Source organism: Arthrobacter sp. SDR-2R (assembly GCF_057747955.1).
The window spans coordinates 1977869-1997098 of record NZ_CM173231.1 but is presented as its reverse complement, the minus strand read 5'-3'; the positions used below and the strand labels follow the sequence as shown (position 1 = coordinate 1997098).

The 19230-nt window shown below is 66.3% G+C and carries 16 protein-coding genes and 2 tRNA genes; 8 read left to right on the top strand and 10 right to left on the bottom strand.

Annotation, left to right across the window (positions count from 1 at the left end; genetic code table 11):
- Positions 1-13: 13 nt before the first annotated feature.
- Positions 14-679, bottom strand: coding sequence for a helix-turn-helix transcriptional regulator (locus AC3ANU_RS09325; RefSeq protein ID WP_488315872.1), 666 nt, complete (start codon positions 677-679; stop codon positions 14-16).
- A gap of 88 nt (positions 680-767) precedes the next feature.
- Between AC3ANU_RS09325 and AC3ANU_RS09320 the strand changes: the two genes are divergently transcribed.
- A complete protein-coding gene (locus AC3ANU_RS09320) occupies positions 768-1190 on the top strand; it encodes a hypothetical protein (RefSeq protein ID WP_134163790.1) in 423 nt (140 codons plus the stop codon).
- A gap of 179 nt (positions 1191-1369) precedes the next feature.
- Here the strand turns inward: AC3ANU_RS09320 and AC3ANU_RS09315 are convergent, their stop codons facing one another.
- A complete protein-coding gene (locus AC3ANU_RS09315; protein WP_488315871.1) occupies positions 1370-2059 on the bottom strand; it encodes a hypothetical protein in 690 nt (229 codons plus the stop codon).
- A gap of 199 nt (positions 2060-2258) precedes the next feature.
- On the opposite strand from AC3ANU_RS09315, the gene AC3ANU_RS09310 reads away from it, so the two are divergent.
- From AC3ANU_RS09310 to AC3ANU_RS09295, 4 genes are all read left to right on the top strand, one after another.
- Positions 2259-3203, top strand: coding sequence for a J domain-containing protein (locus AC3ANU_RS09310; RefSeq protein WP_018768533.1), 945 nt, complete (start codon positions 2259-2261; stop codon positions 3201-3203).
- Positions 3204-3226: 23 nt separating this feature from the next.
- Complete coding sequence (locus AC3ANU_RS09305) at positions 3227-3694, top strand: tRNA (cytidine(34)-2'-O)-methyltransferase (RefSeq protein WP_134163788.1); 468 nt, start codon at positions 3227-3229, stop codon at positions 3692-3694.
- Positions 3695-3909: 215 nt separating this feature from the next.
- The gene (locus AC3ANU_RS09300; RefSeq protein ID WP_018768535.1) at positions 3910-4518 is read left to right on the top strand and encodes a sigma-70 family RNA polymerase sigma factor; all 609 of its coding nucleotides are present in this window, start codon (positions 3910-3912) and stop codon (positions 4516-4518) included.
- A gap of 10 nt (positions 4519-4528) precedes the next feature.
- Entirely contained in the window at positions 4529-5401 is an 873-nt protein-coding gene (locus AC3ANU_RS09295; protein ID WP_488315961.1) for an anti-sigma factor, read from the top strand.
- A gap of 79 nt (positions 5402-5480) precedes the next feature.
- On the opposite strand, the gene AC3ANU_RS09290 is transcribed toward AC3ANU_RS09295, so the two are convergent.
- From AC3ANU_RS09290 to AC3ANU_RS09275, 4 genes are all read right to left on the bottom strand, one after another.
- Complete coding sequence (locus AC3ANU_RS09290; RefSeq protein ID WP_488315870.1) at positions 5481-6260, bottom strand: PIG-L deacetylase family protein; 780 nt, start codon at positions 6258-6260, stop codon at positions 5481-5483.
- 4 nt (positions 6261-6264) lie between these two features.
- On the bottom strand, positions 6265-7212 hold the full coding sequence (locus tag AC3ANU_RS09285; protein WP_018768538.1) for an electron transfer flavoprotein subunit alpha/FixB family protein: 948 nt from the start codon (positions 7210-7212) through the stop codon (positions 6265-6267).
- A gap of 13 nt (positions 7213-7225) precedes the next feature.
- Positions 7226-8017, bottom strand: a complete 792-nt coding sequence (locus tag AC3ANU_RS09280; RefSeq protein ID WP_018768539.1) for an electron transfer flavoprotein subunit beta/FixA family protein — start codon at positions 8015-8017, stop codon at positions 7226-7228.
- Positions 8018-8256: 239 nt separating this feature from the next.
- Complete coding sequence (locus AC3ANU_RS09275) at positions 8257-9828, bottom strand: S1C family serine protease (protein WP_488315869.1); 1572 nt, start codon at positions 9826-9828, stop codon at positions 8257-8259.
- Between the two features lie 283 nt (positions 9829-10111).
- Between AC3ANU_RS09275 and AC3ANU_RS09270 the strand changes: the two genes are divergently transcribed.
- From AC3ANU_RS09270 to AC3ANU_RS09260, 3 genes are all read left to right on the top strand, one after another.
- On the top strand, positions 10112-12160 hold the full coding sequence (locus AC3ANU_RS09270) for a TPM domain-containing protein (RefSeq protein WP_488315868.1): 2049 nt from the start codon (positions 10112-10114) through the stop codon (positions 12158-12160).
- Positions 12161-12267: 107 nt separating this feature from the next.
- Positions 12268-13056: a PspA/IM30 family protein gene (locus AC3ANU_RS09265; protein WP_056388133.1), complete on the top strand. Its 789-nt coding sequence runs from the start codon at positions 12268-12270 to the stop codon at positions 13054-13056.
- Between the two features lie 91 nt (positions 13057-13147).
- Entirely contained in the window at positions 13148-14572 is a 1425-nt protein-coding gene (locus AC3ANU_RS09260; protein ID WP_018768544.1) for a cryptochrome/photolyase family protein, read from the top strand.
- Positions 14573-14601: 29 nt separating this feature from the next.
- On the opposite strand, the gene AC3ANU_RS09255 is transcribed toward AC3ANU_RS09260, so the two are convergent.
- The 4 genes from AC3ANU_RS09255 to AC3ANU_RS09240 form a co-directional block, all read right to left on the bottom strand.
- On the bottom strand, positions 14602-15534 hold the full coding sequence (locus tag AC3ANU_RS09255; protein WP_488315867.1) for a cytochrome b/b6 domain-containing protein: 933 nt from the start codon (positions 15532-15534) through the stop codon (positions 14602-14604).
- A 138-nt stretch (positions 15535-15672) separates the two neighbouring features.
- A tRNA-Met gene (locus tag AC3ANU_RS09250) sits at positions 15673-15746 on the bottom strand.
- Positions 15747-15892: 146 nt separating this feature from the next.
- Positions 15893-15966: transfer RNA gene (locus AC3ANU_RS09245), tRNA-Met, on the bottom strand.
- A 136-nt stretch (positions 15967-16102) separates the two neighbouring features.
- Complete coding sequence (locus AC3ANU_RS09240) at positions 16103-19081, bottom strand: UPF0182 family membrane protein (protein WP_186447752.1); 2979 nt, start codon at positions 19079-19081, stop codon at positions 16103-16105.
- Between the last annotated feature and the right edge of the window lie 149 nt (positions 19082-19230).

Here is a 19230-nt window from a genome sequence, read left to right as displayed (position 1 = left end):
CCCGGGGAGCCGGTCAGTCCCCGCCGGTAATCCTCGCGCAGCAATGGCCGGCGCCGGCAGCCGGGGCAACGCGCTCTTCCGGACTGCCACACCCCACCGCGGCCCCGCGCAGGAAGGCGCCGTTCATATCGCACACCACTGCCGCATGTGCCCGCGACAGGCGGTGGAACGGGCAGTTGGGAAGCAGGTAACCGCCCTCGCCGTCGTGCTCTGGCTGGTAGCCCGATTCGGTCAGGAACTCTTCCAGGTCCCCCGCCGCTTCCGCCAGTTCCCGGCCCTTCCGGAAGGCGGCCGCGCGGAGCGACTCAGCCACAGGCGCGCCGTCGGCCTGGGAGGCTTCGATGGCGGCCGCCATGAGTTCCCCGGCGAGGTCATAGTTCCGGTCCGGCACCGACGCGCCGATTTCACTCCCCACTGTCCGGTACATCTTGGCGGGGCGGCCGGAGCCCGGCCCCGTCCTTCCTGCGGGCTTGTGGAACTCCACGGCCAGCAAACCGTCCTGGACCAGCCTGTCCAGGTGGAATGACACCGTGCTGCGGGCCATGCCTGCGGCCTCGGCAACATCGTCGCGCCCCAGCGGCCGTGGTGATGATGCCACGAGCTCGAAAAGATGCAGCCTCTTGGCGTCCGTCAGCGAGGCAACGGCAGCAATCCTGTCAGCCCAGGGAAGTCGGTACATAATGCCCACCAATCCAAAGTCAAGATCTATTGATTATAGAACGTGCGCTTTCTAAAATGGGAATACCTACTTTTAGAAGGAGAACACCATGAAATCAGCATCGGCAGTGCGGGCCCAGCACGCATCAACCACCATGCCGGCGGCCCGGCAGGCGTTCGTGCTGCTGCGTACCGTCTTCACCGTTGCTCCGGTCCTTTTCGGCCTGGACAAGTTCACGAACATCCTGACTGACTGGACCATCTACCTGGCGCCCCAGGCAACAGCGGTGGTGCCGCTGCCGCCCCAGACCTTCATGTACATCGTCGGCGCAGTGGAGATCATCGCGGGCATCGTCGTGGCCGTCCGGCCGAAGTATGGTTCGCTGCTCGTGGCGGCGTGGCTGGCAGGGATCATCATCAACCTGCTCCTGCTGGGAAGTTTCTACGACGTGGCCCTGCGGGACTTCGGGCTGCTGGTCGGCGCGCTGGCCCTTAACCGGCTGTCGATGGGGACCAGCCGAACTGCTGCCTGACGCCGCTGGCGCCGGCCAGGCGCAAGCACTACAGACAGCGCACAGCATTACTCACGGCGCGGAGCGTTGTGCACACCCAAAGCCGCCGGCAGCTGAGCCCTCCAGCCGCCGGCGGTTTTACGAGCCGGACCCCGCGCCCCAGCCCTGCAACAGGGCCCATGCATGCACGCTGTCCGGGCTCAAGCAGACGGAGGCAGCAACGGCAGGTAGCGGACCACCTCGTCGCGCGCCGTGGCCAAGGTGGCCGGATCCGGGCAGGACACGGATATATAGGCCGAGGAGCCTGCGGTACCGAAGACCCTCGCCAGCACGGCGGTGGACCTTCCGCCGGGAGCCGTCTGCTCCAGCGCCAGCACTTCCACATTCTTGCCGGGAGCCTCGGGGGTACCACCCCACCGCAAAGTCCCGGTCTTCAGGTACGAGGGCTGGATGGTGGCGTCCAGGTACTGGAAAAGGGCGACAGACGATTCACGGTCATCGCCGCGGACCAGCGGCCCCTGGCCCGTACTGACCCGTGCGGCGACAACGCACCCATCCGCCTTGACGTATTCGCTGGCGTCCGACACGTTGTCCTTGGTGACCTTCCAGCCGGGCACGTCCTTCAGCCCGTCAGAAATTCCCACCGGCACCCCGGGCGCCAAGGTGCCACCGGCGGCAAAGGGCAGGTCCCGTCCCGCCACTGCAGCGGCGTCGTGGCCCGGGATGATGGTTGGCGTGGACAGAACGGGCGTGCTGGCAGGGGCAGCAGGCACGGAAGGATCCCGGACGTCCACGCTGCAGCCGCCAAGAAGCACCGCAACCAGGCCTGCAATGGCGGGCCGCACTCCCCGGTTCCATGCCCTGCCGGCCCGTCCCGCCGTCGTCGGCATATCCGTCTCCAGTCCGTCGCATCCCCTTCGGCCGGTGTCCGGCCGCGCTGGCAAGAGTCTAGACGCCGTCGGCCGGGAACCTGGAAGCCCCGGACATTCGTTGTTACGGCAGGCCCATCAACCGTGCTGGCTAGACTGGGCGGGCACTTTGCTTTCCCTGCGGAGAATTAAGACGCCGCGCATCAAGAAAAGGAAGATCTTGACCGAGAGCAGCAGCTCCCACTACCAGGTCCTTCGCGTGGCCGTTACCGCCACCGAAAAGGAAATCAAGGTGGCGTACCGGCGCGCTGCCAGGGCGGCACACCCGGACCACGGGGGTGACGCCGCAACCTTCCGCCGGGTGACCGCCGCGTACGAGACCCTCATCGATCCGCAGCGCCGGAAAGCCTACGACCGCACCTATGGCGCGGGTGCGGTCCGTGACACGTCCGACGGCGGCGCCCACTTTGATGCGCCCGCCGCCGGAAGCCGGGCCTCTGCCACCGTCCGCAGGCCGGACAACGGCAGGAACACCGCAGGCGACCCGCCGGTCTACGTTCCGCCGTACGAGGCAGCTGGCTCCGCGGTCCCGCTCATTCCCCTTGCCCAGGCCCGCCAACAGGTACACGGGATGCCGCGGAAACGGGGTATCTTCGGTGCCGAGGCCCGCATCCAGCGCGAGATGCGCACCGTTCAGCTGCTGACCCGGCAGGTGCTTCCGGCCATCCCGGCCGCGCGGCTCATCAACGGCCTGCAGTCGCCCGCGGACAACAGCCACATCGACCACGCGGTCCTGTCCGGCTACCGGCTGGCCCTGGTCAACTCCATGCTGCTGCCCAAGGGCGCCTATGCATGGGACGGCCGGACCCTCAACCACGGCGGCCGCGCGGTGGCACCACCGCAGCTCGCCCGCGTGGTGTGGGCCATGCAGGACATCTTTCCCGAGCTCAACGTCACCGGATGGACCGTGGTGCACAGCCCTGACGGCAACCTCCACGAACCCGTGATCGACCACCACCGGCGCCCCGCGGGCGCCCTGGAGACCGTCCAGATCGTCAATGCCGCCGGCATGGTGCGCGGCCTGAAGGAGTTCCTGGCATCGGGCCCTGCCCCGAACACCGTCAACGTTCCGGTCCTCGCAAGGCTGCTGCGGGGGATGCACTAAGAACGGATCGCTAGGATGGGGAGGTGTTCCGCATCCTTTTCCATGCCCCAGAAATCCCCGGCAATACCGGCAACGCCATCCGCCTTGCCGCAATCACCGGCGCAGAGCTGCACCTTGTGGAACCCCTGGGGTTCGACTTCTCTGACGCAAAACTCCGCCGGGCGGGCCTCGACTACCACGACCTCGCCGTCGTCACTGTGCACAAGTCGATCGAAGCCGCCTGGGAGCACCTTCAGCCCGGGAACGTTTACGCCTTCACCTCTGACGGCACCACCAGCTACACGGACATCACCTACCGTCCCGGTGATGTACTGATGTTCGGCCGTGAATCCGTGGGACTGCCGGCGGAACTGAAGACCGATCCCCATGTAACGGCCACCGTGCGCCTGCCCATGCTGCCGGCCCTGCGTTCCCTGAACCTCGCAAACGCCGCCTCGATTGCCGTGTATGAGGCCTGGCGCCAGCAAGGTTTTGCGGGGGCCAGGCTGTAGCAGTCGTCCGGACCGGCGCCCCCTCCCAGGAGCCATGCAAATTCTTCAGCCGCCGTCCCATCCGCCCCGCCTCCGGCCTCGAATGACTCTTGACGACATTCGAGCGGAGCAAGGAGCGGCAGGTGACACTACTGGAGTCAGGATCCAGGCAGGCAAGCCGCAACCGGCACGGCAGTGCTCAGGATTCGCCGCCCGGAGACTTATGCTTGGACTTAATGGAAACTCCCAACGCGCCAAATTCCGAGGGCTCCGCCGCGGTGACTGACCCGCCGGCAGACCTCAGCCAACGCCTGTCAATCCTGCTCGCGGGCATCGCCCGCGGAGACCAGGCGGCGTTCGCCGAGTTCTACCAGTTGACGTCCCGCAGGGTCTTCGGCATGGCACGGCGCGTCCTGATCGATCCCGAACTCAGCGAGGACACCACCCAGGAAGTCTTCCTGCAGGTCTGGCAGAACGCGGCGAAGTTCGATCCGCAGGCAGGGAGCCCGCTTTCCTGGCTGATGACCATCTCGCACCGGCGGGCCGTGGACAAGGTGCGCTCGTCGCAGTCTTCCACCGACAGGGAAGCCAGGTACGGGGCCAGCACGCAGGACATCGACCACGACAGTGTTTCCGACGAAGTGGGCAGCCGGCTTGAGGCTGAGGCGGTGGTCCGCTGCCTGGGGACGCTGACCGAAACACAGCAGGAATCCGTGCGCCTTGCCTACTACGGCGGCCTCACCTACCGGGAGGTCGCCGAACGGCTGAACGCAGCCGTGCCCACCATCAAGTCCCGCATCCGCGATGGACTGATCCGATTGAAGACCTGTTTGGGGGTGAGTTGAGATGAGCGGTATGGACGAAGGGCGCAGTGGACGTTCGGGTTCCTTCGGCGACACCGTCGCCATGGACCTTGCGTCAGGCCGCGCCGTTGACCTGGCCGAGCTCTACGCCCTGGATGCGGTCACGGAGCAGGAACGCGACGCCATTGACCAGTACATCTCCTCGGCCCCGGCAGCGGAGCGCCTGGCCTTCCTGGACCGCGTCCGGCAGTCCCGCGAGGCGCTGGCGCGCACTTTCCGGGTGGAGGAAGAACCCCCGTCGGACCTCTTCGAGCGGATCATTGCGCAGCTTCCTGCCCAATTCCCCGGGCAGGAGGGGCTGCCCGGTGGAGCCGTACCGGCCGCAGGCACCCCGCCAACCCCATTTGAAGGCAAGCCTGCAGGGCCGGAAGCTCGCGATGAGCTGGCGCAGGCCCGCAAGCGCCGGGAGGACCGGCGCGGCGCTTCCGGCGCCCGGCGCTGGCTGGTCGGCGTGGCAGCTGCAGCAGCCATTGCCCTGGGCGGCGTGGGCGTTGGCGCCTACATTGCCGACCAAAACGATCCGGTCAACCAGGTGGCCAGGGCCGGGGACCTGCGCGAAGCTTCCGTGAACGTGGTGGGCGGCGGCAAGGCCACCCTCCTGATTTCAGCGTCGGAGGACGCGGCCGTAGTGAAGATGAGCGGCGTGCCCGCTCCCCCGGCGGGCAAGGTCTACCAGATGTGGCTGATCCCCAAGGACGGCTCCGCACCGGTGTCGCAGGGCCTCATGGACGAACAGGCCCTGTCCAAGCCTGCGGTGGTCCAGGGCATCCACTCGGCCGCTTCACTGGGAATCACAGTTGAGCCGGCGGGCGGGTCCAAGGCCCCCACCCTGCCCACGGTGGCGGCAGCCCCGCTGGGAGCCTGACCCGGCCCCGGCATCAGCCGTCAAACAGTAAAGCGCCCCCGGTTCCTTCCTGAGGAAGGAACCGGGGGCGCTTTCCAACTCAAAAGCCTGCGATGGTCCCGGGCCCGTTGATTGCCACCACGTGGAAGGCTTCCGCGCTGTGCCCCTCCGGCAGCCCGGCCCGTGCGGCATTGAGCCGCATACCCTGCCGGACGGCGGCTTCCATGGCAGCCACGTCAGGATGCTGGCTGACGTGGACATGGATGGCGGCCAGCTTGGCGTCCACCTGGGCGGTGACGTCCACGAAGTGGTTCTCCCGTTCCTCGGGTCCGGCGTAAAGCCACAGCCACGGCAGCTTGTAGGCTGCCAGGCCGGCTTCGGCCAGTTCCGGGTAGGCGAACGGGTTCTCGAGCGCGGGATACACGGCACGTGTTACCGCTTCCCCCACGGCCAGGTGGTCGGGATGGCTCTTTTGGATCCGCTGCCAGTTCCGTTCCGGATGCATGGCGAGGACGACGTCGGGACGGAGTTCCCGGATCAGCCGCACCACCCCTTTCATCACCTCGTGCGACGGCTCGAGGTACCCGTCCCGCTGGTGAAGGTAGTGGATGTCGGTGACGCCCACCAGTTCCGCGGCACGGCGCTGCTCGGCGTCGCGCATGGCGATGATGTCCGCGCGGTGCGCCGGGTCGAAGCCGCCGGCGTCGCCGTCAGTCATGATGCAGTAGCTGACCTCCACGCCGGCCGCCGTCCAGGCGGCAACGGTGCCGGCTGCGCCAAAATCGATGTCGTCAGGGTGGGCCGCAAAACAGAGCACCCGCCCAACCCGGTGTATGTCCGGGTTGAACGGGCTCCCTGCCTGCTCGTGGGAGGCAGTCAACGATTCAGCCTTTTCGCTTCTTGATCTCGGCGGTGGCCTGCGGGAGGACTTCGAACACATCGCCGATGATGCCGAAATCCGCAATCTCGAAGACCGGGGACTCGGCATCCTTGTTCACGGCAACGATGACCTTGGACGTCTGCATTCCGGCTTTTTGCTGGATGGCGCCGGAGATGCCTGCGGAGATGTACAGCTGCGGGGAAACTGTCTTGCCGGTCTGCCCCACCTGGGCATCGTGGCTGATCCAGCCCGCGTCCGTGGCGGCACGGGAGGCGCCCACGGCGGCACCGAGGGCATCGGCCAGCTCTTCCACCGGGCCGAAGTCGCCGTCCATGCCGCGTCCGCCGGCAACCACGATCCGTGCGTCCGTGAGGTCGGGCCGGCCGCTGGCCACCTTCTGCTCACGGGCCGTGATCCGGGCGGCTGCAGCCACCGCGGGGACCTCAACCGTCGCTGTTTCGGGCGTTGTGGGTGCAGGGGCAGGTTCCGGGGTGACGTTGTTGGCCTTCAGGGTCAGCACGGAAACCGGGGTGGTGGCTTTGCAGTCCGTGTTGTACGAGCCGGCCAGGACGGACTTGTGGGCAGTGCCGTCCGGGTCCACGGCCACCACGTCAGTAATGACCCCGGCGTTCAACCGGATAGCCGCCCGCGCCGCGATCTCCTTGCCTTCGGGCGAGTTGTCCAGCAGCACGATGCCGGCGCCGCTGGCTTCAGCCGCGGCGGCCACGTAGGCGGCCTTGGGTGCCACCAGGAAGTCATCCAGGTCCTGGGCAGACGGGCGCAGGATGCTTTCCACGCCGTATTCGGCGAAGGTGGCTGCGGCGCCGTCGGAAAGGTCTCCGTTGAGCGCCACGGCGCCCCCGCCCAGGGAACGGGCCAGGGTCAGCAGCTCAAGGCTGCTCTTCTTGAGCGATTCGCCGGGGTTGTCGATGAATACGAGTACTTTTGCCATGTCGATGTCCCTCTTAGAGCAGCTTCTGGGCGGCCAGGAAGTCAACCAGCTTGATGCCGGCGTCGCCCTCGTCGGTGATGATGGTCCCTGCAGTCCGGGGCGGCCGCTGTTCCGCGCTGGCCACGCTGGTCCAGGAACCGGCGAAGCCGACCTGGGCGGGGTCCACACCGATGTCGGCCAGGGACAGTGTGGTGATGCTCTTGCGCTTGGCTGCGATGATTCCCTTGAAGTTGGGGTACCGGGGCTCGTTGATCTGGTCCGTCACGGATACGACGGCGGGCAGCGGCGCCTCTACGGTCTCCGAGGAGGTGTCGGCGTCGCGGCGGGCCGTCAGCCGGCCGCCGTCGACCTCCAGCGTGGAGGCAAAGGTCACCTGGGGCAGCCCGAGCCGCTCCGCCAGCTGCGCCGGGACAAGCGAGGTTTCACCGTCGGTGGAGGCCATGCCGGTGATGACCAGGTCCACGTCGCCCAGGTGGCGGACGGCCGCTGCGAGCGCAAGCGACGTGGCCGCGGCGTCCGAGCCGGCCAGGGCGTCGTCCGTCAGATGAACGCCCTCGGTGGCGCCCATCTGCAGCGACTTCTTGACGGCGTTGACGGCTCCGGAGGGTCCCATGCTCAGGGCGATGACCTGGTTGCCCGCTTTGCTCCCGCCCCTCGCCTCGGCCAGCTGCAGCGCTGCCTCGAGGGCGTACTCGTCAAGCTCGGACAGAATGCTTTCGTCGCGGTCCACCGTGTTGCCCTCACCGTTGAGATGACGGTCGAACTGGGCGTCCGGTACATGTTTGACCAGGACTACGATCTTCAATGTCTCTTCCACTGTGTTTACAGCAGCCTTCCATGCTTGTGGACAGCCAGCCGGGTGGGTCATGGCCGCGGAATGCCCGGCAGGCGGGTAGCTCCTAGCTAACCATATCGGCGCGCCCCTGCGCCCTCTTCCGTTAACGCCTGTGTCAGGCCCTCACCGTGGCTCAGCATGACGACGGCGGCGCCCCCTTGGATGGGAACGCCGCCGTCGTCATTGCTGCACGATGTTGCTGCCTGGCCTCAGCTGGCTGCGGCACCCAGCGTGACGTCGAATGTCTGTTCCTTGCCGCTGCGCTCCACCGTGATCTTCACGGTGGAGCCCGCCGGCTGTTCGCGGACGGCCGCGGTCAGCTGGTTCGGTTCGCCGATGGTGAGGTCGTTGAACTTGGTGATGACGTCACCGACCTTGATACCGGCTTTTCCTGCGGCAGAGTTGGGGTCAACGGTTGCCACGTCGGCCCCCACCGAGAATTCGGAGGAGGCACCCGACGTCTTGGCCTTGACGCTGACACCCAGCTGGCCGTGCGAGGCCTTGCCGGTGTCGATGATTTCCTGGGCGACGCGCTTGGCGTTGTTGATCGGGATGCTGAACCCCACGCCGATGTTGCCGCTCTGGGAAGTGGACGTCCCGGAGCCCGCGGAAGCAATGGCGACGTTGACGCCGATGATCTCGCCCTTGCTGTTCACCAGGGCGCCGCCGGAGTTGCCAGGGTTGATGGCAGCATCAGTCTGGATGACGTTGATGGCGATGGATCCCTCGCCCGCGCTTTGCTGGCTCTGGCCGCCGCCCGGAGGGGCGAACTGGAAGCCCTGGTCGCCGCCCTGGCTGTTGTCGCCGCCCTTCGGGGCTGCGGACGATGCAACGCTGATGGTCCGGTTGAGCGTGGACACGATGCCGTCCGTGACCGTTCCGGTCAGCCCCAGCGGGGAACCGATGGCGATGGCCGTATCACCCACGTTCAGCTTGGAGGAATCACCGAGGGTGGCAGGGGTCAGGCTTGACGTGTCGTCCACCTTGATGACGGCGAGGTCGGACAGGGGGTCGGTGCCCACCAGCTTTGCCGGCAGGACCTTTCCGTCACTGGTCCGGATTTCGAGGGTGGCATTGGCAGTCTGGCCATCGAGGGTCACCACGTGGGTGTTGGTCAGGATGTGGCCTTGGTCGTCAAGGACGATGCCCGAACCCGTGCCCCCTGAGCTGCCGCTGGTGGCACTGATGGTGACGACGCTGGGCGAGGCCTTCACGGCAGCCGCGGTAATGGCGTTGACGTCGTCCTTGTTGTTGACGATGACCGTGCCGGGCTGGCTGTTGCTGCCGACGGTTGAAGTGCTGGACCCGGTGTTCCCAAACAGTTCGCCGGCACCCACCGTAGCCACGCCGCCTCCCACAAGGCCTGCTGCGAGGATGCTGGCCACGAGGGTACCGACGCCAAAGGTTGCCTTCCGGCGCGGCGCGTCCTTGGGATTGGGGGTGTAGCCGGCGTTGCCGTTCGGCGTGCCGGGGCCCCCGCCGTGAACGGGCTGGCCTTCGTGGTGCTGCTGCTGGCCATAGTATCCGGACTGGCCGTAAAACGGCTGGCGCTGCGGATACACCGGACGTGGAGCTCCGGGCAACTCCTGGGTGTGGTCGCGCTGCTCCGCACCGCTGTAGCCGCCGGGCTCCTGGTCCGCGGTCCCGTTCCCATACTGAGTGGCCACCTGCCGGTCACCGGGCTGCTGCGCGTCCTGCTGCTGGCCCTGCCGCTGCCACGGGTTCCGGTTGCCCGCGTGGCTGTCCTCCGGGACCGGTCCTGGGGTTTGATTCTCAGTCATGGGACTTCCTTTCATCCTCGTCTGCCATTAACTATGGACCGTCCCGCTGGAACAAGCTCGGATGTTTGCTGAGAGCTTCCTGAACGTTCCGGTCATGTCCTTCTGGAGGGCGGGGCGTTTCGCTGGGGGCATATTCGCCGTCATGGACTGGCTGTGGGGTGCACCATAGAATCAAAGATGAATTGCCACAGCGACCTGCGGCTTCACACCAAGCGTGGGGGCGCTGTTGGATTCGACGACTGATTCGTCCCGAATCGGTGTCAGGCGTGCTGAAGGGTTGCACATGCGGTCAAAGTTCAAACGTTTCCTCGCCGTGATCGGCCTTGCCGGGCTGCTGGCGGTACCCGCCGGCGCCGCCTGGGCCGAAAACCCGGTCACCATCCCCTCCGGCACCAACATTGTTGATGACGCGAACGTCCTGGGCAGCCGGAAGGGCGAGGTCCAGGACGCCATCCAGAAGCTGCTGAAGGACCACAAGTACAACCTGTACGTGGTCACGGTTAAGTCGTTCGAGAACCCCACTGATCCCGCAGCCTGGAGCAATGCGGTGGCGCAGGCCAAGGGAATGGGCAAAGCAGACGCCATTCTTGCCATCGCCACCGAGCAGGGCAAGTACTACTTCTCGCCCAATTCCGCCAGTTCCATTTACTCCAAGCGCAGCAACATCACCCAGAACGCTGTCGCCGCCAACCTCGGGGCGGGCAAGCGCGACTTCGCGCAGGCTGCCATCGATACCGCCTCAGCCATCGGCGATGCTGCCGGCGGCGGCAGCGGCAATGTGTCATCCGGTGACGGGGCCGGCGCGGGCATCCTGGTGGGTGCCGGCGTGGTGGTGGCCGGCGGCGGTGCGTACCTGTATTACCGGAACCGGCGAAAGAAGGCCGCCGGCAAGGATGCGTCCACTGGAAGTTACGGCCCCCAGGGCGCAGAACTGGACCCGCTGGCGTCACTGAGCGTGGAGGAACTCCGCCGGAAGAGCGGATCCCTGCTCATCGAAGCGGATGACGCCATCAAGTCCAGCGAGCAGGAACTCGGCTTTGCCCAGGCACAGTACGGTGATGCCGCCGTCGGAAACTTCACCAAAGCTTTGGCGGAAGCGAAGGCCCACATGACGGAGTCCTTCAAGCTTCAGCAGCAGCTGGACGACCACATTCCGGACACCGAGGAGCAGCAGCGGACCTGGCTGGGCGAGATCATCCGGCGCTCGGAAGCCGCCCTCGCCTCCCTGCAGGAGCAGAAGGCGGACTTTGACTCCCTGCGTGAGCTGGAGAAGAACGCACCGCAGGCCCTTGCGGCGGTCAACACCGGAGCCCGCGAAGCGGACGCCAAGATCGCCAGCGCGGAGCAGTCCCTTGCCGCCATGCGGTCAAAGTACGCCGACAGTGCGCTGACCCAGGTCTCGGACAACATCGTGCAGGCCAAGGAACGGCTGGCGTTCGTCCAGAACGCCTCCGAAACCGCGCAGCAGAAGCTCGGCGAGGGCGAGAGCAGCCTGGCGGCAGTGGCCGTTCGCGCAGCCGAAGAAAGCCTGCACCAGACCAACGTCCTGCTGGATGCCATCGCCAAGGTCGCCGCCAATCTCGACCAGGCCCGCAACGGCCTCGAAGCGGCGGTGGTGGATACGTCCCAGGACCTGGCCCAGGCAAAGGCCATGATCCAGTCCGGCACCCTCGCCGAACTGGCCGGTCCAGTGGCAGCGGTGGAGGCCGCCCTTGCCCAGGTGAAGACCGAAATCCAGGGTGGAAAGATTGACCCCATCGCCACCCTGCAGAGGGTGGAAACCGCGCACCAGTCCCTGGACCAGGCCCTGACCGGGATCCGGGACCAGCAGGAGCAGGCCCGCCGCGCACAGGCGTCGCTGCAGCAGACCATCATGTCCGCCCAGGCCCAGATCAGTGCCACCTCCGATTACATCACCGCGCGCCGCGGCGGGGTGGGCACCGAGGCACGCACCAGGCTTGCGGAGTCGCAGCGGAACCTCGACTACGCACTCTCCATTGCCCGCACCGACCCCGTCACCGCGCTTACCTACGCGCAGCAGGCCCACGCCCTGGCAGCACAGGCCGCACAGCTGGCCCAGGCCGACGTCGAGCATTTTGACGGCTATGCCAACCAGGGCTTCGGCCGTGGCGGCATGTTCGGCGGCGGAGGCGGCGGCGGACTGGGCGGCGCCATCCTGGGCGGCATCCTGATCAACTCAATCCTCAACGGTGGCCACGGCGGCTGGGGCGGCGGCGGCGGCTGGGGTGATGGCGGTGGAGGCGGCGGCTTCGGCGGGGACGGCGGCTTTGGCGGCGGTGATTTCGGCGGCGGAGACTCCGGCAGTTTCTAAACACTTCCGTCGGAACACGCTGGAGAACCCGGCGGGCGGACAGAAGCACGACACCACTGTTCACGGACGTCAGTGGTCAACACAGAGCAGGACGAAAGGCAAACACCATGGTTAAGCAGTCCATTTTCGGCCGGATCGCGCAGCTGGCAAAGGCCAATATCAACTCCTTGCTGGACAACGCCGAGGATCCGCAGCGGATGCTGGACCAGATGGTCCGCGACTACACCAACAACATCGCCGAAGCCGAGTCCGCCGTGGCGCAAACCATCGGCAACCTCCGCATGCTGGAAGACGACTACAACGAAGACGTCAAGAACGCCCGCGACTGGGGGAACAAGGCACTGGCCGCCTCCCGCAAGGCTGACGAGTTCCGCGCCGCCGGCGACGTTGCCGACGCCGAGAAGTTCGACAACCTGGCAAAGGTCGCCCTGCAGCGGCAGATGGCGGCCGAGAACGAAGCCAAGGGCGCAGAGCCGAGCATCGCCTCCCAGCGCGAGGTGGTGGACAAGCTGAAGACCGGCCTGGACCAGATGAAGAACAAGCTCAACCAGCTGACCAGCAAGCGCAACGAACTGGTGGCCAGGTCCAAGACGGCAGAGGCGCAGTCCCAGGTGCACGACGCCATCAAGAGCATCGACATCATGGACCCTACCAGCGAAGTGGGACGCTTCGAAGAAAAGATCCGCCGCGAAGAGGCCAGGGTCCGCGGCCAGGAGGAACTGGCAGCGTCCAGCCTGGATGCCCAGTTCAACCAGCTGGAGGACCTTGGCGAGCAGACGGAGATCGAGGCCCGGCTGGCCGCTTTGAAGGCCGGCGGCGCCACACCTGCCCTCGGCGCCGCCAACGCCGCGGAGTCCGAGGCAACCGTGGAGGAAGCGGACTTCGACAAGCTCTAAGGCCAGCCAGCACCACACAGTCGAAACCAGGCGGTGGCCGGGACCCCGTGGTCCCGGCCACCGGCATGTCCGCAGTGTGTAGCGTGGAGCCATGACCTCCTCTGAAGAGACCGCCCTGGTCTGGCTGCGCGATGACCTTCGCCTGGATGACAACCCCGCCCTCAACTCCGCCGCCGCGCTGGGCCTGCCGGTGACAGTGGTGTACGTCCTGGATGAAGAATCTGCGGGCATCCGGCCGCTGGGCGGTGCAACCCGGTGGTGGCTGCACCACTCACTGGCACGATTGGCTTCCTCCCTCGAGGCCCGCGGCTCGCGGCTGCTCCTTCGCCGGGGGCCGGCCGGGCGGGTGATTAAGGAAGTGGCTGTGCACGCCGGAGCAACGCACTTGTTCTGGAACCGGCGGTACGGTCAACCCGAGCGCAGCATCGACGCCGCGGTCAAGGAGTGGGCCGGGGAGAACGGCCTGGAGGCTTCAAGCTTCCAGGCAAACCTCCTGTTCGAGCCCTGGACGGTCAAGACCGGCTCCGGCGGCCCCTACAAGGTGTTCACTCCTTTCTGGCGGGCATGCCTTGCCGGCCAGGAGGTCCGGGACCCCCAGGAGCCTCCGGCCCGGATCCCGGGACCCCCGCAGGGCGGCCGTCTCCAGGCCGGCGACGAGCTCGACAGCTGGCGGCTGCTCCCCTCCTCCCCCGACTGGAGCGGCGGCCTCTCCGCCACCTGGACTCCCGGCGAGGAAGGCGCGCGCCACCGGCTGGCGGACTTCCTGGACGGCCCTGCCGAGGAATATGGAACCGGACGGAACCTGCCCGGCATCGAGGGAACCAGCCGTCTGTCACCCCACCTGCGTTTCGGCGAAGTCAGCCCGTTCCGGGTGTGGCGTGAGATCCGCCAACGCTTTCCGCATAAGGTGCCGGCCGACGTCGGAATTTTCCGCTCGGAGCTTGGCTGGCGGGAATTCTGCTGGCAGCTGCTGTACAACAACCCGGACCTGGCCACCCGCAACTACCGGCCCGAATTCGACCGGTTCGCCTGGCAGCAGCCGGGCAGGAGTGAGCTCGCGGCCTGGCAGCAGGGACGCACGGGTTACCCCCTGGTGGACGCCGGGATGCGGCAGCTCTGGCAGACCGGCTGGATGCACAACCGGGTGCGGATGGCCGCGGCCTCGTTCCTGGTGAAGAATCTGCTGGCCGACTGGCGGATTGGAGAGCAATGGTTCTGGGACACGCTGGTGGACGCCGACGCCGCCAGCAATCCGGCCAACTGGCAGTGGGTGGCCGGTTCCGGCGCGGACGCGTCGCCGTACTACCGGATCTTCAATCCCGTCACCCAAAGCAGGAAATTCGACGCCGGCGGCCGGTACCTGCGCGAGTTCGTTCCGGAGCTCGCGGACCTGGACAACAAGTCCATCCACGAGCCCTGGAAGACCGGGGTCCCGGACTACCCGGAACCCCTTGTGGAGCTTCCTCAGTCCCGGGAACGGGCGCTGGCTGCCTACCAGCAGCTCAAGGACGGCTGAGCCGCCCCGGCTGTGGGGTGCTGGGTGGCTTAGCGGCTGACCTTGCCCATGAGGGAGGCGATGGGCCGCAGGAAGACCGGGCGGGCCAGGAACCACGCGGCCGCCATGACGGCCACGGAGGCCAGGAACACCCAGAAGCCGAACCAGCCGTCGTCGTCCCGGACCCCGTACATGTGGTTCAGGTTCCGCAGAGCACCCGTGGTGAGCACCAGGAAGACGTGGACCACGATGAAGGCCACGAAGTAGATCATCACCGGGAAGTGGACGGCGCGGGCCCATTCGATCGGGTAGGCCTTGTTCAGGCCGGCAGCCTTCTTTGGCCAGGCGGAGGACATCCGCAGGCCCGTGATGAACGCCAGCGGAGCGGCGAGGAAGACCGTCACGAAGTAAGCCAGGAGCTGCAGCGCGTTGTAGTTGATCCAGCCGTCTTCCGTGGGCCAGTCCAGCGAGGCGTATTGCAGCGCGGCCGACAGGGCGTTGGGGAAGACATCCCAGCTGGTGGGGACGATGCGCATCCATTGCCCGGTGGCGAACAGCAGCACGGCAAAGACGAGCCCGTTCAGGATCCACAGGGCGTCCAGCGTCAGGTGGAACCACAGTTCAAGGCTGATCTTGGTGGGCGCGTTCCTGGTGCGGATCAGGCCCTTGTTGTTCCGGGTCCAGTGCCCGCTGGGCCGTGTGGTGGTCCGCACCTGCCATCCGGTGCGGATGATCAGGAGCAGGAAGAAGGCGTTGAGGAAGTGCTGCCAGGCGAGCCACGCGGGGAATCCCACCGGGGCGCCGGCCGGCAGTGCCGACTGGCCCGGGTAGTCGGTGACAAAGGACGCGACGGCGGGCAGTCCCACGACCAGCCTGGCCGCCAGAACCACCAGGACCAGCGCCACGAGGACAACAGGAACCGCCCAGTAGAGCCGGGACCGCTTACCCGTCGCGGCGCCGGGTTTCTTCGTGGGTGTGGCCATCGAACAACATACCTCTCAAGAATGACTGGGGCAGCCCGCAGATCGCGGGACCCTTCGAAAGAGAATACTAGGAACTGTGCGCATCCAAGGAAAAGAAAGACCCCGGCCGGCGTAACTGCCGGTCGGGGCCTTCATAAGTTGCGGGGACAGGATTTGAACCTGTGACCTCTGGGTTATGAGCCCAGCGAGCTACCGAACTGCTCCACCCCGCGTCGCTTGATCAACACTACCCTACTTTCACGGCCGGCCTGACCACACGTCCACCAGGCCCCCTTGGGGTTCGACGACGGTCCCGGCGGCCCCAGCGGAGAAAGCAAAAGACCCGGACATTGTTTCCAATGTCCGGGCCTTTCCTCAGTTGCGGGGACAGGATTTGAACCTGTGACCTCTGGGTTATGAGCCCAGCGAGCTACCGAACTGCTCCACCCCGCGTCGCAAGAACTACTTTACCGGGAGGTGAACCGCAGGCCAAATCGAAGCGGCGTGACGTCCGTTACGCCGGCCCGGCACCGGCCCCCATGGGGCTCGGATGCCGGGCCGCCGCCGTCGTGCTGCCGTGCCCGTCCTGCTACCGGCCCGCTGACGGGGACGGCGTTGCCGAGGGTGAGCTGGAAGCAGCGGGGGCCGGGCTTGCCTCCGGAGCGGTGACCGGGATCTTGGCCTCGGCGTCCATCGCCTTCTTCAGCGCGGCCGCCACCTTCTTCTGCGCCTCGCCATAGGCAGCGAAGTCGCCTGCCGCCAGTGCCGACTGGCCGGACTGGATGGCCGCATTCGCCTCGTCCAGGGCCGCCTTCAGCTGGGCCTTCGCGTCCGCAGCGGCCGGTGTCGCAGGCGCTGCCGGGCCGGCCGGCACCTGGCCGTTGTTGGCGGAGTCACCCGCTGCTGCACCGGAGTCACCACCGAAGAGCTGCTTGAGGGCCGCGTCAAGCGTTGGCGCGAAGCCCACCTTGTCCCCGAAGGCCACCAGCACGCGTTGCAGGGTGGGATAGGACGTCTCACCGGTGGACTTGAGGTAGACAGGCTGGACGTAAAGGATGCCGCCGCCGACGGGCAGGGTGAGCAGGTTGCCGTTCAGCACGTCCGACGCACCCTGCCGCAGCAGGTTCAGTGCCTGCGAAACAGTGGGATCGGAGTTGAACTTGTTCTGCGCCTGGCCCGGACCGGGCACCTGCGTTTCCGGCGGGATCTGCAGCAGCCGGAGCTTGCCGTAGCCGTCGGCCTTCACACCGGCCTGGTTCCCGGCATCCGAGTCAGCGGCGAGGAACCCGTACAGGACGTTGCGGGCATTGCCGTTGACGATCTGCGGGATGAACGAGGACGTCAGCTGGAACGCAGGCTTCTGCTGGTCCGGCATCTGCAGCGACATGTAGAACGGCGGCTGCTTCACGTCCGTATCCACCGTGGGATCGGCAGGTACGCTCCATGCGTCGTTGTTCTTGTAGAAGCTGGTGGGATCCGTCACGTGGTACTGCCCCAGCAGCTCACGCTGGACCTTGAAGAGGTCCTCCGGGTAGCGGACGTGGCTCATCACCGCGCCGGACATCTCCGAGTACGGCTTCAGGGATGAGGGGAAGACCTTCTGCCAGGCCTTGAGGACCGGGTCCGTGTCATCCCAGGCATAGAGGGTGACCGAGCCGTCGTAGGCATCCACAGTGGCCTTGACCGAGTTGCGGATGTAGTTCACCGTGCTGTTGGGCAGGGCCACGGCGCGGCCGGAGCTGGTCTGCGAATCAGTGGTGGCATCCGAGAGCTGCTTCTGCTGCGAGTACGGGTAGTACTGGCTGGTGGTGTAGCCGTCCACGATCCATTTGACCCGGCCGTCCACCACGGCCGGGTAAGCGCCGCCGTCAACGGTCAGGTAGGGTGCCACCTTCTGGACACGCTCGCGGGGGCTGCGGTCATACAGGATCTGCGACGCCGGGTTCACGCCGTCCGAAAGCAGCAGGTCCGAGGACTGGAACTTGATGGCGTAAAGGATCTTGTTGAAGAAGGATCCAACATTGGGCCCGCCGTTCCCCTTGAACGTGTACTGGGTTTCGCCCTCCCCTTCCTTGCCGGAAGGGCGGTCCTGCTCGCGCGGGGTGGCGCCGTCGGGTGCGCCGACGATCGAGTATTCGGGCGAGGACTCGCCGAAGTAGATCCGCGGCTCGTAGGTTGTATCGTTGCCCAACACGCCGGTGGACGGAATGCCGGACTGGAGGAATTCAGGCTTGCCGTCAACCGTGAACTTGTTGCCCTTGGCCGCCACAACCCCATAGCCGTGGGTGTACACCACATGCTGGTTCAGCCAGCCCTGCTGGTTGGTTGCCACGTTCGTGGGATTCAGTTCCCGCACGGCGATCACGGTGTCCTGGATCTTGCCGTCCACCTCGTAGCGGTCCACATTGAGGGCCTTGGGGAACTGGTAGTACGGGCGGTACTGCTCCAGCTGAGCAAACGCGTCCGAAATCAGGTTCGGGTCCAGAAGGCGGATGTTGGCAGTGGTCTGGGCGTCCGGCGCCAACGCGCCGGTACTGGCCGTGTTGGTGGCGTCGTACCGGGTTTCCTGGATGCCGTCCAGGCCGTAGGCCTTGCGCGTGTTCTCGATGTTGCGCTGGATGTATTTGCTTTCCAGCGTCTGCTCGGACGGGCGGACCTGGAACTGCTGGATCACCCAGGGATACACGCCCCCGGCCAGGATGGAGGTGATGATCAGCATGGCGGTACCGATCACCGGAAGGCGCCAGCGGCCAATCACGGCGGCCACGATGAACAGGATGGCCACCAGCACGGCAGCCACGGCGAGGATGGCCTTGGTGGGGATGACGGCGTTGACATCCGTGTAGAGGGCGCCGGCCCAGCGGCCGCCGTTGCTCTGGACGGAAGAGTAGCGGTCCAGCCAGAAGTTGACGCCGAGGAGCACCAGGAAGGCGGCGCCGGTCACGGCGATGTGGATCTGTGCCGCGCGGCTGGTGAACACGCCGCGCTCCATCAGCCGGATGCTGCCGTACAGGTAGTGGGTGAGGATGCCGGCGATGCCCGCAATCACCACCACGCTGATCAGGAACCCGGTCACAAAACCGAGGAACGGCAGGGTCATCAGGTAGAAGCTGATGTCCATGTTGAACTGCGGATCGGCCTCGCCGAAGCCAACCTGGTTGAAGAACAGCAGGACCTTCTGCCACTGGCTCGCCGCAGCGCTGCCCGCAAACAGGCCGAAGAGGACCGGCAGGCCCACCATGACGATGCGCCGGACCGGCTCCAGCTGCGCCTGGTACCGGTTGAGGTTGTCCCTGATTTCAGAGTCCGGCGCGTAGACCGGCCGGGCGTTGTAGGCAATGCGGATCGAAAAGAAGACAGCCGCGAACATGATGGCGAAGCCGGCCACGAAGGTGGCGATCTTGGCGAGGTTCTCGGTGACGAAGACTTCGATGAAGCCCAGTTGCCGGTACCAGAGGACGTCGGTCCAGACGTTGGCGAAGAAAATGAAGCCCACTACCACCAGGGCGACAATAATCAGGGTGGGCGTCAGCACGCCGCGTCGTGAAGGGGGCCTGCCGGTGGACATGGTGCTGGCGGGACGGGACAAACTGGGTACCTCATAGCTGGTCGTCGAAATATTCGAAGCGTGCGAGCGACGTACGGTACCGGTCAAACGGCTGGTTTCGTCCGTCAACTGTGCCACGAGTGGCGGTAAAGCTTAGTTCCTGTGAGTCT